Raw genomic sequence first — 14799 nt, 5'->3', positions numbered from 1 at the left:
CGCGGTTTATCCTCGGATCGCCCAGAAGGCCAGGTTCAGCCCTGGGAACTGGCCGGCGATGTGGAACGCAAAGCCGCCGGAGTTGCTCAGTTGCTGCCAGTGATCGCTGCCCCGGTCGAGCTCGTAGTAAGTGGAGCCGGCGTGGTACGGCAACTGCCGTGGCGCCACCGGCAACGGCAGCAGGCCGATGCCCGGCAGTTGCAGGTTGACCAGGTCGCGGATGTGCTCCACCGAACCGACCTTGCTCTGCTGGCCGAAGCGGCCACGCAGGGTCTCGGCCGGCACGTCGGCGCGCACCACCAGGATGAAATTGGCACTGTCGAGCAGGGTCTTGTCGGCCAGCATCGCCACGTGGATGCCGTAGGCTTTCTCGACAATCGGAATTGGCGTCGCCTTGCTGTCGATCAGCATCGACAGGGCTTCGCGCAGGGCCTGCATCACGGGCGCGTAGCTGAGCGCCAGGTCATCGTGCTGGTAAGGCGGGTATTGCTGCGGTCGGCGCCCGGACGCGGTGAACGTGGAGAACTCCCCGGCCAGGCTCACCAGCTCGCTGTAGAAACGCTCGGGATGCAGCGGGCTCAACTGGCTCAGGTGCTGGATCAGCGGCTGGGCGCGGTTGACCAGTTGCAACAGCATGAAATCGGCAATTTCCGAGGCGCCACCGGCGCCGGACGCCACTACCCGCCCGGCCAGGGCTTCGCCGCGTTGATGCAGCAGGCCCAGCAGTTCGCTGCGAAACGCCGCCAGTGGCTTGGAGGCGATCACATCCAGCAGCGGCGGGATGTAGGCGTCGTCGAGTACCAATGCACGGTCGGCGCGCTTTTCCTTGATGCGAACCACGCCGATGGCGGCGTAGTCGCCGATGCCATCCTGTTCGGTCAACAGCCGCAGCGCCCGTGAGCCGAGGGCCACCGGTGCGCGGTTTTCGAACGGTGCGTTGTCGTCACGCACTTCGCACACCTGGCTCACATAACGCGCAGCGCCGAGGTCTTCGCCTTCGTCCACGGTGTCCCGGGCGCCGGCGCGCTTGAGCGGCAAGGCCAGGTACACCAGGCCATCGCGCAGGTTGTCGTCGACGTTCAGCGGGGTTGGTGCCAGGTCATCCTGGGGAATGTTGAAGGGCGTACCGTCCGGCAACAGGCCGCGCGCCGAGATGATCGCCAGCTTGCCCTGGGCCAGCAGGCCCTGGTCGATCAGCAATTCGGAAAAACCCCAGGCGCCGGCCGACAACGGGCGGCTGCGTGCGTCGATGAGGTTTTCCAGGTAACGGTCATGCTGTTGGAAGTGCTGCGTTCCAATGAACATGCCTTCCGACCAGACCACGCGATTGTTCCAGGACATGGGGGCTCCGATTGCTTATTGGGCAGGGCTGGATGGGGGGACGACGACGGCGCTGCGCACGGCGCGCACATCGAGGCTGATCTGGTATTCGGTGTATTCGCGCGCCGGGACGTTCATCACCGTGCGCCACAGCGACTGGTCCAGCTCGCGATAGCCCACCAGTATTCCGATATGCCGCGTGGCCGGGTCGAGGTCGCGTTGCAGGCTCAGTTGCTGGCCGGGCTGGATCAGCACCTCGTCCTGGTCGATCAGGTCGGCGCCCAGCGTTGCCTGGGCCCGTTCGGCGAGGGCGAAATAATCGGCACGGCCGAAGGTCGCGGCATTTTTCAGTTCGAAAATGCGCACCCGGACCGGGGCCGGCTGGCCGGTGGCGCCGGGGTTGAGGCCGGCAATGGCGTGAAAGTGCAGCTCGATGGCGGCGGTGTCGGCCTCAGCTTCTTCGGGCTGGGGGTTGGCCGCATCCTTGGCGCACGCCGTCAGCAGAAGCACGGTGGCGACTGCGAGTAAAAACCTGGGAATCATCCTGCGTCCTCAATGACGTTTGAGCTATCCGTTGTGTGCCGATCAATCTTGTTATGGGACGACGCCGCTTATCGGCGTCGCTGTCGCGTACTGTGTTCTTCGTAGGCGCGGCTGAACTCGCGACCGAACAGGTCCTGGAAATCCTCCTGGGCTTCCCGGGAAATGTTGCTGTAGAGCTCGGTAAACTGCTGCCAGTACTGGGCCTGTCGCGAGCCGCTGAAAATACCCGAGAGCCCACCGGGCTTGGCCATGCGCTCTTCCAGTTGCGCCGGCTCGAAACGCCCCAGCAAATGCTTGATGGCCGCTTCCACGCCGGCCATCACCGCCAGTTGGTGGGCCCGCAAGTCATCGAAACTGTCACGCACCGCCGCGTCCGGGGCCATGAACGCCTGGTTGCCGTGGCGCAACAGCAACAGCAAGGCTTCATCCACATTGGGGGCGAATTTCAGCGGGTTGTTTTCCACCGGCTGGATCATCGTCTGCTGGATGCGGAACTCGCCCTTGAGGCTGCTGCGGGCGCGCAAGACATCGATCAGGCCTTCGACCATCAACCGGTAACTGCGCCCGATGCTTTCCATCTGTGCTTCGGCGTTGGCCTTGTCCAGGCGCAACTGATCGAGCCCGGCACCGCGCAGGAAGGCTTGCAGCAAATCGGGTTGGTTGGCCTCGATCGGGGTAACTGGAGCGACCGGAGCAACTGGAGCGACCGAAGCAACTGGAGCAACTGGAGCAACTGGAGGTGCGACCGGGGGCTCGACGCGGGTGACCGACGCTTCGGGCACGGGTGCCGGCGGCGGTGCGCTGATTTCAGCAAAAATGTCGACGAGCGGGGCCTGCGGGACAGGCGACGCGACCGGCTCAACCACAGATGGTAGCGGCACCGGCTGCGGGGCCACGGGCTGCGGGGATACCGCCACCGGAACCGACTTATCGCTGAAGGGATCCCAGTCATCCGGAATCACCGAGGCAGACGGCGGTATCACCGGCTCCACCACGGGCGGTGGGCTCGGCCGGGGAATTGGCGTCGGCGGGCGGAAGTTGTGCTGCTCGGCCGGCACATGGTCAGGCTGGGTGGCCGGCGGGACACTGGCTGGGGTCAAGAAATCGAACAGGTCCGGCAGGGTATCCATGGCCGACCCGCCCTGGAAATGCGCAGGCGGAGCCGCTTGGATCGGCGATGGCGTATGAAGCGGCGACGGCGTATGCACCGCTGCGCCCTGGCGCCCCATCAAGGCCTCGAAACTGCTGGGCGATTCGGCAAACGGGTTGCTGTCGGTGACCGGCAGGCTGAAATCGACGCGCGCCTGGATCTCATAATCACCGATGCGGATCACTTCGCCGTCTTGCAGGGGTTCGCTGTTGCCCTTGCGCAGGCGAACACCGGCCTTGACCAATTCCACACCATTAGTACTGTTATCAGTTAAATAATAACGCCCGTCTTTGTATTGGATAACGCAATGTTTGCCGGAAACCAGGCGCTCAGGGTCCGGCAATACCCAGTCATTATCGGAATTACGGCCAATTGCCATCACCCCCTGATCCATGGACTTTTCAGAACACTGGCCTGGGGTGATCTTGTGATAACTAGTGATAGTCAAACACAGCGGCATCTTGCCTCCTTGCTGAATACTTCGCGCGCGGGCGAGAGTGAGGGTTCAGGCCCTGACTACCCGCCGGCAACCTTTGCCAACAGCCGTGAAACGGCTTTTTGCCAGCATGATTGCTGATCATAACCGGCTTGCGTGACAAAAACCCCACGTCAGTTGCCGCTTCGACCGATGGGTCGGGCAGGCTGTTAAGCCCATCACAACTGTTACAGAGGGGATACATTGGTGAAATAGCTTACCTTGACAAGCGATAAGTACTACACCAAAAATGCACAACTTCTTGAATATACATGATGGCACTTTAAGATCAGTGCAAGTCTAAAGGGCCATTACCGTCAAGGAACATGTGAGTTTCATCCGAAACTTGCGTGTGAACTGCCCGACTTTCTTCAGCGGGTGATAGGGAGATCGATCCAAGTGGATGTGCCTTTGTTGCTCGCCGCCGTTTCCGCGACTTCGCCGTGTGGTGAAGATTTGGAATATGACGCGGATTTCTTGCGCCTGGAACGCGACTCCCGGGGCCAGCCCGAACGCAGCATGGGCGATTCGATCCTGCCTGCCGAACCTCCTGAGTGGCGCAGCATCCAGCAGCAGAGCCTGGACTTGCTGCAACGCAGCAAAGACCTGCGCATCACCCATTTCCTGTTGCAAAGCTCCCTGGCCCTCGAAGGCCTGCCGGGCATGGCCCGTGTGCTGACGCTGATCAGCGAACTGCTCAAGCAGTACTGGGCCGAGTTGCATCCGCGCCTGGACGCCGAGGACGACAACGACCCCACCGTGCGCATCAATGCCCTCGCCGGCCTGACGTCCGACATCACCATTCGCTTGCTGCGCGAGAGCATCCTGGCCCGCTCGCGGACCTTCGGTGCCGTCAGCCTGCGCGCCGCCGCCAACGCCAGCGGCCTGCAAAGTTTCCCGGATGAAAACCTCGGCGCCGAACAGCTCGCCGGGGCCCTGCTCGACAGCGACCCCGAGCAGTTGGAAATCACCCGTGCGGCCCTGCTGGAAGCCCGCAGCGCCGCCGAAGCCATCGAGCAGCAAGTCAGCGACCAGGTCGGTTCCGCCCAAGGCGTGGACCTTGGCCCGCTGAAGCAACCGCTGAAGATGGCCCTGCAGATTCTCGGCCAGTTCGCCCCGCAGAGCGGCGACAGCGCCCTGTCCGATCCCGTCAGCGACGACAGCGCCGCGCCAACGGAATATGCCAGCGCGCCAAGCACGCCGCGCAACACCAGCACGAGCACCGTCAGCGGCGAAATCAACAACCGCGACGACGTGCTGCGCAGCCTGGACCGGATTCTCGCTTACTACACCCGTCATGAGCCCTCCAGCCCGCTGCCGGTGCTGTTGAACCGGGCCAAGAATCTGGTGCACGCCGACTTCGCGGCCATTGTGCGCAACCTGATTCCCGACGGCATGAGTCAATTTGAAAACCTGCGCGGCCCAGACAGCGAATAAAAAGCGAACGGATCACGCAGTCACGTCACCGGTACCCCCGATGACGCCAACACCGTCGCTCAAGCGACCAGGAGCAGCAACGTGGCGAAGCAAAGTTCTCAGAAATTCATCGCGCGCAACCGCGCGCCTCGAGTGCAGATCGAGTACGACGTCGAGCTCTACGGCGCCGAGAAGAAGGTCCAGTTGCCCTTCGTCATGGGCGTGATGGCCGACCTCGCCGGCAAGCCCGCCGAGCCTCTGGCAGCGGTGGCTGATCGCAAGTTCCTCGAGATCGACGTCGATAACTTCGACTCGCGCCTCAAGGCCATGCAGCCGCGCGTGGCGTTCCATGTGCCTAACGAACTGACCGGCGAAGGCAACCTGAGCCTGGACCTGACGTTCGAAAGCATGGACGACTTCAGCCCGGCGGCCGTGGCCCGCAAGGTCGACTCGCTGAACAAGCTGCTCGAAGCGCGCACCCAGTTGGCCAACCTGCTGACCTACATGGACGGCAAGACCGGCGCCGAAGAAATCATCATGAAGGCGATCAAGGACCCAGCGCTGTTGCAGGCCCTGGCGAGCGCGCCGAAGCCAGCACAGGACCAATGATCATGACTGACAATACAGCTCGCGAAGGCGTGCAAAACCTGGGCGCAACCGAAGAAACCAGCGAGTTCGCGTCCCTGCTGCTGCAAGAATTCAAACCCAAGACCGAGCGCGCCCGCGAAGCCGTCGAAACGGCCGTACGCACCCTGGCCGAACAGGCCCTGGCGCAGACCGACCTGGTGTCCAACGACGCCATCAAGTCGATCGAATCGATCATCGCCGCCATCGACGCCAAGCTCACCGCCCAGGTCAACCAGGTCATCCACCACCCCGACTTCCAGCAACTGGAAAGCGCCTGGCGTGGCCTGCACTACCTGGTCAACAACACCGAGTCCGATGAGCAGCTCAAGATCCGCGTGCTCAACATCTCCAAGACCGACCTGCACAAGACCCTGAAGAAATTCAAGGGCACCGCGTGGGACCAGAGCCCGATCTTCAAGAAGATGTACGAAGAAGAATACGGCCAGTTCGGCGGCGAGCCTTACGGCTGCCTGGTAGGCGACTACTACTTCGACCAGTCGCCACCGGATGTCGAGCTGCTGGGCGAACTGTCGAAAGTCTGCGCGGCCATGCACTCCCCGTTCATCGCTGCGGCATCGCCGACCGTGATGGGCATGGGCTCGTGGCAGGAACTGTCGAACCCGCGCGACCTGACCAAGATCTTCACCACCCCGGAATACGCCGGCTGGCGCTCGCTGCGTGAATCGGAAGACTCGCGCTACATCGGCCTGACCATGCCACGCTTCCTGGCGCGCCTGCCGTACGGCGCCAAGACCGACCCGGTGGAAGCCTTCGCCTTCGAAGAAAACACCGACGGTGCCGACAGCTCCAAGTACACCTGGGCCAACGCCGCCTACGCGATGGCGGTGAACATCAACCGTTCGTTCAAACACTTCGGCTGGTGCTCGCGCATCCGTGGCGTGGAGTCCGGCGGTGAAGTGGAAAACCTGCCAGCCCACACCTTCCCGACCGACGACGGTGGCGTGGACATGAAGTGCCCAACCGAAATCGCCATCTCGGACCGCCGTGAAGCGGAGCTGGCGAAGAACGGTTTCATGCCGCTGCTGCACAAGAAAAACACCGACTTCGCCGCGTTCATCGGCGCCCAGTCGCTGCAGAAACCGGCCGAATACGACGACCCGGACGCCACCGCCAACGCCAACCTGGCCGCGCGCCTGCCGTACCTGTTCGCCACTTGCCGTTTCGCCCATTACCTCAAGTGCATCGTGCGCGACAAGATCGGTTCCTTCAAAGAGAAGGACGAGATGCAGCGCTGGTTGCAGGACTGGATCCTCAACTACGTCGACGGTGACCCGGCGCACTCCACCGAGACCACCAAGGCCCAGCACCCGCTGGCTGCAGCCGAAGTGATCGTCGAAGAAGTCGAAGGCAACCCGGGGTACTACAACTCCAAGTTCTACCTGCGCCCGCACTACCAGCTCGAAGGGCTGACCGTGTCGTTGCGCCTGGTATCGAAACTGCCTTCGGCCAAGGGCGCATAAAGATTTACTGAACGGTGCAAGGCCAATGTGGGAGCGAGCTTGCTCGCGATGGCGGTGGATCAGTTGTCATGCGTATGTCTGACACTGCGCTATCGCGAGCAAGCTCGCTCCCACAGGCGATCTTCAGTGGCTTGGAGATCATCGGAACCGTTCGGCACGTGTAATTTCGCAAGGTCAGCGTCAACCAAACAATGTGGTAGAGACCACACAGGGAGAAAACATGGCTGTTGATATTTTCATCAAGATTGGCGACATCAAGGGCGAGTCCATGGACAAGGCCCACAAGGACGAGATCGATGTCCTGAACTGGAGCTGGGGCATGTCCCAGTCCGGCAACATGCACGTGGGCAGCGGCGGTGGTGCGGGCAAGGTCAACGTCCAGGACCTGTCCCTGACCAAGTACGTCGACAAGGCGTCGCCGAACCTGATGATGCACTGCGCCAGCGGCAAGCACATCGACAAGGTCAAGCTGACCGTGCGCAAGGCCGGCGGTGAAAGCCAGGTCGAGTACATGATCATCAACCTGGAAGAAGTGCTGGTCACTTCCCTGAGCACCGGCGGCTCGGGCGGCGATGATCGCCTGACTGAAAACGTCACCCTGAACTTCGCCAAGGTGCTGGTGGACTACCAGCCACAGAAAGCCGACGGCACCAAGGAAGGCGGTCCGGTCAAGTTCGGCTGGAACATCCGTCAGAACGTCAAGGTGTAATCGAACACGCCCCCGGTGCCACGCGCCGGGGGTGTTTGGTGCTTGCTCGAATCCAATTCTTTCCCACGTGGTATCTGAGTCATGGCCAAGCCTTCGTTTATCAATTTGTGGAAAGCCTATTCCGATTTGCTGGTGACCTATCCCGACGCGAAACCTTGCGACGGTCCTTGGGCAAACCAATGCGCGATTCGCATGAGCATCACGCTCAACACCGAGCTGACCGTCAAAGTCAACAAGTCCACCTATACCGAACCCAAGTGCGTCCATGGGCATGCACGAGGGGCCGAGTCATTGGCAAATTGGCTGTGGAAACATCATCTGGGTCGCCCGTTGATCCTCGGCGGAACTGCCGCGGACCGACGCAAGCTGCAAGACAAGACTGGCCTGATTTTCTTCAAGGATTGTTTCCAGCAAGTGGGAGAGGCCTCGGAAGGTCGCACCGGCGATCATATCGACCTCTGGAACCGTGGCCTAACCCTCGGGTATGACGATCCGGCCTATCGATCCCGAGCGATCTGGTTCTGGGAGCTCGTATGATCAAGACTCACTGCGCGATATGGGTGGTCTGCCTGTTGACCAGCCTGACCGCCTGTGCGCAACAGCAATCCCCGTCGACAACGGCCTCCGTAGCGGTGGAGCAGGTCGTCTCGATGGGCGGACAAACTTTGAGGCTGGAAAACGACCAGGCGCGCTGCGCGCTGCGCAAGCCCGACCAGACCCTGATGCCACTCGACTTGGCTTGGCCCTGCCAGTTCACGGTCGATCGACAGGGCAAACCTCACGTCGAGACCTTCGGTAAGGTGCCCATTGTCATCGTTGTCCATGTATCTGCTGGCCCCCATAACAATCAGGAATGTCGCTCCGAATACCGCGCCGTGCGCCAGATCAATGGGCAGCTCGAGCCCTCGGTTATCGCGCGCAACGCCAGTTGCATGCGCGGCACAGGTGACCAGAAGAATTACACGGGCCTTTTCACTTGGTAACCGAAATCGCCACCCGCGATCGCCTTCAACCGTCCCTGCTGGACCGGTTGACCGACGACGATCCGACCAACCCGAAGGAAAGCGCCGACAAGCGCGTGCTCTCCCTGACCCAATTAAAAGCCTCGGTGCTGCGTGACCTGGCGTGGCTGCTCAACACCACCTCATTGCTCAGCGCCGATGCCACGTTGCATACCCCGGCGGGCACGTCGGTGGTGAATTTCGGGCTGCCGGCACTGGCCGGCAACAGCGCGTCGAACGTCGATGTCTCGGCCCTGGAAACCTTGATCCACCAGGCCATTGCCACCTTCGAACCGCGAATCCTGCGCCACACCCTGCGAGTGCGCGCCCGAGCGACGGCCGAGATGAACCACAATGCGTTGAGTTTCGAGATCGAAGGCGATCTCTGGGCGCAGCCGGTGCCGCTGCGCCTGATGCTGCAAACCGACCTGGACCTGGAAACCGGCCATGTGCGCGTGGTCAACGCCGACCAGCGGAGACGCTCATGAATCCACGCCTGCTGGAACTGTACAACCAGGAACTGCACCACGTGCGCGAAAGCGCGGCGGAGTTCGCCAAGGAATACCCGAAGATCGCCAGTCGGCTGACGTTGTCCGGCATGGACTGCGCCGACCCGTATGTCGAGCGCCTGCTGGAAGGCTTCGCCTACCTGACGGCACGAGTGCAGCTCAAGCTCGACGCCGAGTACCCGACCTTCACCCACAACCTGCTGGAAATCGCCTACCCGCATTACCTGGCGCCGACGCCATCGATGACGGTGGTGCAATTGCAGGCCGACCCGGACGAAGGCTCGCTGAGCAGTGGTTTCCCGCTGCCGCGCGATACGGTCCTGCGTGCCGCCCTGGGGCGTGAAACCCAGACCTGCTGCGAGTACCGCACCGCCCACGCGGTGACGTTGTGGCCGTTGCAGGTCAGCCAGGCCGAGTACTTCGGCAACCCGTCCGCCGTGCTCGGGCGCCTGGCCGCCAGCGAACCGAAAGCCAAGGCCGGCCTGCGCCTGACCCTGCGCACCGGCGCCGAACTGCCGTTCAACAGCCTGGCCCTGGACAACCTGCCGCTGTACTTGAGCGGTGCCGACGAACAGCCCTTCCGCCTCTACGAACAACTGCTGGGCAATGCCTGCGCGGTGTTCGCCCGCAAGCCCGGCGGCGACTGGGTGGAGCGGCTGCCGCAGGATGCGTTGCGCTCGCGCGGCTTCGACGATGCCGACGCCGCGCTGCCGGTGGTGCCGCGGGCCTTCCAGGGCTATCGCCTGTTGCAGGAATATTTCGCCCTGCCCCACCGTTTCCTGTTCGTCGACTTCACCCAGCTGAGCCGCGCGGTCAAGCGTTGCGACGGCCAGGAGCTGGAGCTGATCGTGCTGTTCGACCGTCACGATCCGAGCCTGGAAGGCAGCGTCGGCGCTTCGCAGTTCCTGCCGTTCTGCACCCCGGCCATCAACCTGTTTCCCAAGCGCCTGGACCGCATTCACTTGTCGGATCGGGTCAACGAACACCACGTGATCGCCGACCGTACCCGGCCGATGGATTTCGAAGTGCATTCGCTGAACGGCCTCACCGGCCACGGCACCGGGCCGGAGCAACCGTTCCTGCCGTTCTACGCCGTACGCGATCCGTCCCGTTATGGCCGCGACCAGGCCTATTACACCGTGCGGCGCGAACCGCGCGTGCTGTCCAGCGACCAGCGACGCAACGGCCCGCGCTCGACCTACATCGGCAGCGAGACCTTCGTCAGCCTGGTGGACAGCCAGCAAGCGCCCTATCGCCACGACCTGCGCCAACTGGGCGTGACCGCACTGTGCACCAACCGCGACCTGCCGCTGTTCATGAGCGTGGGCAACGGCAAGACCGACTTCACCCTCGCCGACAGTGCGCCGGTTGGCGCCGTGCGCTGCGTGGCCGGGCCCAGTCGCCCACGGGCCAGCCATGCCCACGACGCCAAGGCCTGGCGGCTGATCAGCCAGTTGTCGCTGAACTACTTGTCGTTGAGCGAACAAGGCCAAGGCGCAGCCGCCCTGCGTGAACTGCTGCGCCTGTACGGCGACAGCAACGACGCGGCGCTGCAGTTGCAGATCGAAGGCCTGCGCGAAGTCAGCAGCAAAGCCTGCACCCGGCGCTTGCCGATGCCTGGCCCGATCGTGTTTGGTCGCGGCCTGGAGATCACCCTGGAATTCGATGAAAACGCGTTTCGCGGCACCGGGGTGTTCCTGCTCGGCGCGGTGTTCGAGCGCTTCCTGGCACGCTACGTGTCGATCAACAGTTTTACCGAGACGGTGATCCGTACCACCGAACGCGGCGAGATCATGCGATGGAAAGCCAAGCCCGGACGTCGTCCGACCCTGTGAGTACCCTGGAAGCGATGCACCAGGAACCCTGGGAATACGATTTCTTCCAGGCGTTGCGGCGCATCGAGTGCGAATCCCCCGAGCTGCCGCGCCTGGGCCATTCCCTGCGCCTGGCCGACGACCCGCTGCGCCTCGGGCAACGGGCCGAATGCACCTTCGCCCCGGCCACCCTTGCCTCGGTGCAACCGGGCAGCGACGGTGCGCCGGCACGCCTGGAGCAATTTTTCTTCGGCCTCGGCGGACCCAACGGCCCGATGCCGCTGCACATCACCGAATACGTGCGCGAACGCCAGCGCAACAACGCCGACAGCACCAGCAAGCGCTTCCTCGATGTGTTTCACCATCGCCTGCTCAGCCTGTTTTATCGGGCCTGGGCCGAAGCGCGGCCGACGGTCAGCCACGATCGCCCGGACGATGACTATTGGTCGGCGCGCCTGGCGGCACTGAGCGGTCGGGGCATGCCCAGCCTGCTCAACCAGGGGTTGATTCCCGACACGGCGAAGCTGCACTACAGCGGCCACCTGGCAGCGCAAACCCGCTACCCGGACGGTTTGAAGGCAATCCTCGGCGAGTACTTCGGCCTTCCGGTGGAGATCGAAGAATACGTCGGCCAATGGCTGGAACTGCCCGAACGCAGCCGCGTCGGGGTCAGCGCTCATCAATTGGGCGTGGACTTCTGCCTGGGCCGCTTCGTGTGGGATCGCCAGCACAAATTCCGCATTCGCCTGGGGCCACTCAAGCTCGTTGACTACATGGGCATGCTGCCTGGCAGCCAACCGTTCAACGAGCTGGTGGCCTGGGTCGCCGAATACCTGGGCCATGAACTGGACTGGGACCTGAACCTGGTCCTGGAACAGCCCGAAGTCCCGGCATTGCAACTCAATGGGCGTTTCCGCCTGGGTTTCAATACCTGGCTGGGCCGCCCCGAAACAGATGCCAACGATTTAATACTGGCCCGGCATTACGCCGAACAGGCCAACACCTCACAGACCTCAAGGAGCCATGAGCATGGGTGAAATCAGTCGCGCCGCGTTGTTCGGCAAACTCAACAGCGTGGCCTACAAAGCCATCGAAGCCGCCACCGTGTTCTGCAAGTTGCGCGGTAACCCTTATGTGGAACTGGCCCACTGGTTTCACCAGTTGCTGCAACTGCAGGACTCGGACCTGCACCGCATCATCCGCCAGTTCAACATCGAACCGGCGCGCCTGGCCCGTGACCTGACCGAAGCCCTGGATCGCCTGCCACGGGGTTCGACGTCCATCACCGACCTGTCGTCCCACGTCGAAGAAGCCGTGGAACGCGGCTGGGTCTACGGCAGCCTGATGTTCGGCGAAAGCCAGGTTCGCACCGGTTACCTGGTGCTGGGCATTCTCAAGACCCCGAGCCTGCGCCACGCACTGCTGGGCTTGTCGTCGGAGTTCGACAAGGTCAAGGTCGAAGCCCTGAGCGAACGGTTTGACGAATACGTCGGCGACTCGCCGGAAAACGCCCTGACCGCCAGCGACGGCTTCAATGCCGGCGCGGTGCCGGGCGAAGCCAGCGGCGCCATGGCCCCTAGCGCCATGGGCAAGCAGGAAGCCCTCAAGCGCTTTACCGTCGACCTCACCGAGCAGGCCCGCAGCGGCAAGCTCGACCCGATCGTCGGCCGTGACGAAGAGATCCGCCAACTGGTGGACATCCTCATGCGCCGCCGGCAGAACAACCCGATCCTTACCGGTGAAGCCGGCGTGGGCAAGACCGCCGTGGTCGAAGGCTTCGCCCTGCGCATCGTCGCCGGCGACGTGCCGCCGGCCCTCAAGGACGTGGAACTGCGCAGCCTCGACGTGGGCCTGTTGCAGGCCGGCGCCAGCATGAAAGGCGAGTTCGAACAGCGCCTGCGCCAGGTCATCGAAGACGTCCAGGCCTCGCCCAAGCCGATCATCCTGTTCATCGACGAAGCCCACACCCTGGTCGGTGCCGGTGGCGCCGCCGGCACGGGCGACGCGGCCAACCTGCTCAAGCCGGCGTTGGCCCGTGGCACCTTGCGCACCGTGGCCGCCACGACCTGGGCCGAGTACAAGAAGCACATCGAAAAAGACCCGGCCCTGACCCGCCGCTTCCAAGTGGTGCAAGTGGCCGAGCCGTCGGAAGACAAGGCCCTGCTGATGATGCGCGGCGTGGCCTCGACCATGGAAAAACACCACCAGGTGCAGATCCTCGACGAAGCCCTGGAAGCTTCGGTCAAGCTGTCCCACCGCTACATTCCCGCGCGCCAGCTGCCGGACAAATCCGTGAGCCTGCTGGACACCGCCTGCGCCCGCGTCGCCATCAGCCTGCACGCCGTACCGGCCGAAGTGGACGACAGCCGTCGGCGCATCGAAGCGCTGGAAACCGAGTTGCAAATCATCGCCCGTGAACACGCGATTGGCGTGGTCATCGGCAACCGCCAGACCCAGAGCGAAACCCTGCTGAGCGCCGAGCGCGAACGCCTGGCCGAGCTGGAAGGCCGCTGGGCCGAAGAGAAAACCCTGGTGGACGAACTGCTCGCCACCCGCGCCACCTTGCGCGAACGCGTTGGCGTGGTGGACAGCGAAGACAACAGCGAAGCTTCTGACAACGAAAGCCACCAACTGCGCGAGAAGCTGGTGGACCTGCAACAGCGCCTGACCGCCCTGCAAGGCGAAACCCCGCTGATCCTGCCGACCGTGGATTACCAGGCCGTGGCCTCGGTGGTCGCCGACTGGACCGGTATCCCGGTGGGCCGCATGGCCCGCAACGAACTGGAAACCGTGCTCAACCTCGACCAGCACCTGAAGAAACGCATCATCGGCCAGGACCATGCCTTGCAGATGATTGCCAAGCGCATCCAGACCTCCCGCGCCGGCCTCGACAACCCGAGCAAGCCGATTGGTGTGTTCATGCTCGCCGGCACCTCCGGCGTGGGCAAGACCGAAACCGCCCTGGCCCTGGCCGAAGCCATGTACGGCGGCGAGCAGAACGTCATCACTATCAACATGAGCGAGTTCCAGGAAGCCCACACCGTATCGACCCTCAAGGGTGCGCCACCGGGCTACATCGGCTATGGCGAAGGCGGCGTGCTGACCGAAGCCGTGCGGCGCAAACCGTACAGCGTGGTGTTGCTGGACGAGGTCGAGAAGGCCCACCCGGACGTGCATGAGATCTTCTTCCAGGTGTTCGACAAAGGCGTGATGGAGGACGGTGAAGGCCGGGTGATCGACTTCAAGAACACCTTGATCCTGCTGACCACCAACGCCGGCACCGAGTTGATTGCCCAGGTCTGCAAAGACCCGCAGAACGTGCCCGAGCCGGAAGAAATCGCCAAGGCCCTGCGCCAACCGCTGCTGGAGATTTTCCCGCCAGCCTTGCTGGGCCGCCTGGTGACGATCCCGTACTACCCGCTCAGCGACGAGATGCTCAAGGCCATCACCCGCCTGCAACTCAACCGCATCAAGAAGCGCGTGGAAAGCACCCACAAAGTCGCCTTCGACTACGACGACGCGGTGATCGACCTGATCGTCTCGCGTTGCACCGAAACCGAAAGCGGCGGGCGCATGATCGACACCATCCTGACCAACAGCCTGCTGCCGGACATGAGCCGCGAGTTCCTGACCCGCATGCTCGAAGGCAAGGCTTTGGCCGGGGTGCGGATCAGCGCCGTGGACAATGAATTGCAGTACGATTTCAGCGACGCGGCCTGACCCGAAGGAGCACCGCATAACCCTGTGGGAGCGA

The 14799-nt window shown here is 63.1% G+C and carries 13 protein-coding genes; 10 read left to right on the top strand and 3 right to left on the bottom strand.

From position 1 onward, the window contains the following. Positions 1-6: 6 nt before the first annotated feature. The 3 genes from tssK to tagH form a co-directional block, all read right to left on the bottom strand. The gene (gene tssK / locus KGA89_RS08870; protein WP_223471317.1) at positions 7-1341 is read right to left on the bottom strand and encodes a type VI secretion system baseplate subunit TssK; all 1335 of its coding nucleotides are present in this window, start codon (positions 1339-1341) and stop codon (positions 7-9) included. Between the two features lie 15 nt (positions 1342-1356). After that, positions 1357-1863 (bottom strand): type VI secretion system lipoprotein TssJ, encoded by a 507-nt coding sequence (gene tssJ / locus KGA89_RS08865; RefSeq protein WP_003206918.1) that lies wholly within the window; start codon positions 1861-1863, stop codon positions 1357-1359. Between the two features lie 68 nt (positions 1864-1931). Beyond that, on the bottom strand, positions 1932-3473 hold the full coding sequence (gene tagH / locus KGA89_RS08860; RefSeq protein ID WP_223471315.1) for a type VI secretion system-associated FHA domain protein TagH: 1542 nt from the start codon (positions 3471-3473) through the stop codon (positions 1932-1934). Positions 3474-3887: 414 nt separating this feature from the next. On the opposite strand from tagH, the gene tssA reads away from it, so the two are divergent. The 10 genes from tssA to tssH all read left to right on the top strand — a co-directional run bounded on the left by tssA (position 3888) and on the right by tssH (position 14765). Continuing rightward, on the top strand, positions 3888-4925 hold the full coding sequence (tssA, locus tag KGA89_RS08855; protein ID WP_003206922.1) for a type VI secretion system protein TssA: 1038 nt from the start codon (positions 3888-3890) through the stop codon (positions 4923-4925). Between the two features lie 81 nt (positions 4926-5006). Continuing rightward, positions 5007-5513 carry a type VI secretion system contractile sheath small subunit gene (gene tssB / locus KGA89_RS08850; protein WP_003206923.1) on the top strand — a complete coding sequence of 169 codons (507 nt, stop codon included), beginning with the start codon at positions 5007-5009 and terminating at the stop codon, positions 5511-5513. A 2-nt stretch (positions 5514-5515) separates the two neighbouring features. Continuing rightward, on the top strand, positions 5516-7012 hold the full coding sequence (tssC, locus tag KGA89_RS08845; protein ID WP_003206925.1) for a type VI secretion system contractile sheath large subunit: 1497 nt from the start codon (positions 5516-5518) through the stop codon (positions 7010-7012). Between the two features lie 220 nt (positions 7013-7232). Next, complete coding sequence (locus tag KGA89_RS08840; protein ID WP_003206927.1) at positions 7233-7721, top strand: Hcp family type VI secretion system effector; 489 nt, start codon at positions 7233-7235, stop codon at positions 7719-7721. A gap of 81 nt (positions 7722-7802) precedes the next feature. Further along, on the top strand, positions 7803-8258 hold the full coding sequence (locus KGA89_RS08835) for a type VI secretion system amidase effector protein Tae4 (protein WP_013694574.1): 456 nt from the start codon (positions 7803-7805) through the stop codon (positions 8256-8258). Further along, positions 8255-8704 carry a hypothetical protein gene (locus KGA89_RS08830; RefSeq protein WP_003206930.1) on the top strand — a complete coding sequence of 150 codons (450 nt, stop codon included), beginning with the start codon at positions 8255-8257 and terminating at the stop codon, positions 8702-8704. Before KGA89_RS08835 ends, KGA89_RS08830 begins: the two co-directional genes overlap by 4 nt. Continuing rightward, positions 8698-9210 (top strand): type VI secretion system baseplate subunit TssE, encoded by a 513-nt coding sequence (gene tssE, locus KGA89_RS08825; protein ID WP_003206934.1) that lies wholly within the window; start codon positions 8698-8700, stop codon positions 9208-9210. The genes KGA89_RS08830 and tssE overlap by 7 nt, the downstream gene beginning before the upstream one ends. After that, entirely contained in the window at positions 9207-11066 is a 1860-nt protein-coding gene (gene tssF, locus KGA89_RS08820; RefSeq protein ID WP_003206936.1) for a type VI secretion system baseplate subunit TssF, read from the top strand. Before tssE ends, tssF begins: the two co-directional genes overlap by 4 nt. After that, entirely contained in the window at positions 11030-12082 is a 1053-nt protein-coding gene (gene tssG, locus KGA89_RS08815; protein ID WP_003206938.1) for a type VI secretion system baseplate subunit TssG, read from the top strand. Before tssF ends, tssG begins: the two co-directional genes overlap by 37 nt. Then, positions 12075-14765 (top strand): type VI secretion system ATPase TssH, encoded by a 2691-nt coding sequence (tssH, locus tag KGA89_RS08810; protein ID WP_003206940.1) that lies wholly within the window; start codon positions 12075-12077, stop codon positions 14763-14765. Before tssG ends, tssH begins: the two co-directional genes overlap by 8 nt. The last annotated feature ends 34 nt before the right edge of the window (positions 14766-14799 follow it).

Origin of the sequence: Pseudomonas sp. A-RE-22 (assembly GCF_019956035.1) — a bacterium.
GTDB lineage: Bacteria > Pseudomonadota > Gammaproteobacteria > Pseudomonadales > Pseudomonadaceae > Aquipseudomonas > Aquipseudomonas brassicacearum.
Note: the sequence above shows the minus strand (reverse complement) of the source record. Positions and strands in the feature narration are given on the sequence as shown.

Excerpts from the sequence above, each read along its gene's own strand:
- tagH (WP_223471315.1), bottom strand. The coding sequence starts at position 3,473 with ATGCCGCTGTGTTTGACTATCACTAGTTATCACAAGATCACCCCAGGC.
- tssF (WP_003206936.1), top strand. The coding sequence starts at position 9,207 with ATGAATCCACGCCTGCTGGAACTGTACAACCAGGAACTGCACCACGTG.
- tssG (WP_003206938.1), top strand. The coding sequence starts at position 11,030 with ATGGAAAGCCAAGCCCGGACGTCGTCCGACCCTGTGAGTACCCTGGAA.
- tssC (WP_003206925.1), top strand. The coding sequence starts at position 5,516 with ATGACTGACAATACAGCTCGCGAAGGCGTGCAAAACCTGGGCGCAACC.
- tssJ (WP_003206918.1), bottom strand. The coding sequence starts at position 1,863 with ATGATTCCCAGGTTTTTACTCGCAGTCGCCACCGTGCTTCTGCTGACG.
- KGA89_RS08840 (WP_003206927.1), top strand. The coding sequence starts at position 7,233 with ATGGCTGTTGATATTTTCATCAAGATTGGCGACATCAAGGGCGAGTCC.
- KGA89_RS08830 (WP_003206930.1), top strand. The coding sequence starts at position 8,255 with ATGATCAAGACTCACTGCGCGATATGGGTGGTCTGCCTGTTGACCAGC.
- tssK (WP_223471317.1), bottom strand. The coding sequence starts at position 1,341 with ATGTCCTGGAACAATCGCGTGGTCTGGTCGGAAGGCATGTTCATTGGA.
- tssH (WP_003206940.1), top strand. The coding sequence starts at position 12,075 with ATGGGTGAAATCAGTCGCGCCGCGTTGTTCGGCAAACTCAACAGCGTG.
- KGA89_RS08835 (WP_013694574.1), top strand. The coding sequence starts at position 7,803 with ATGGCCAAGCCTTCGTTTATCAATTTGTGGAAAGCCTATTCCGATTTG.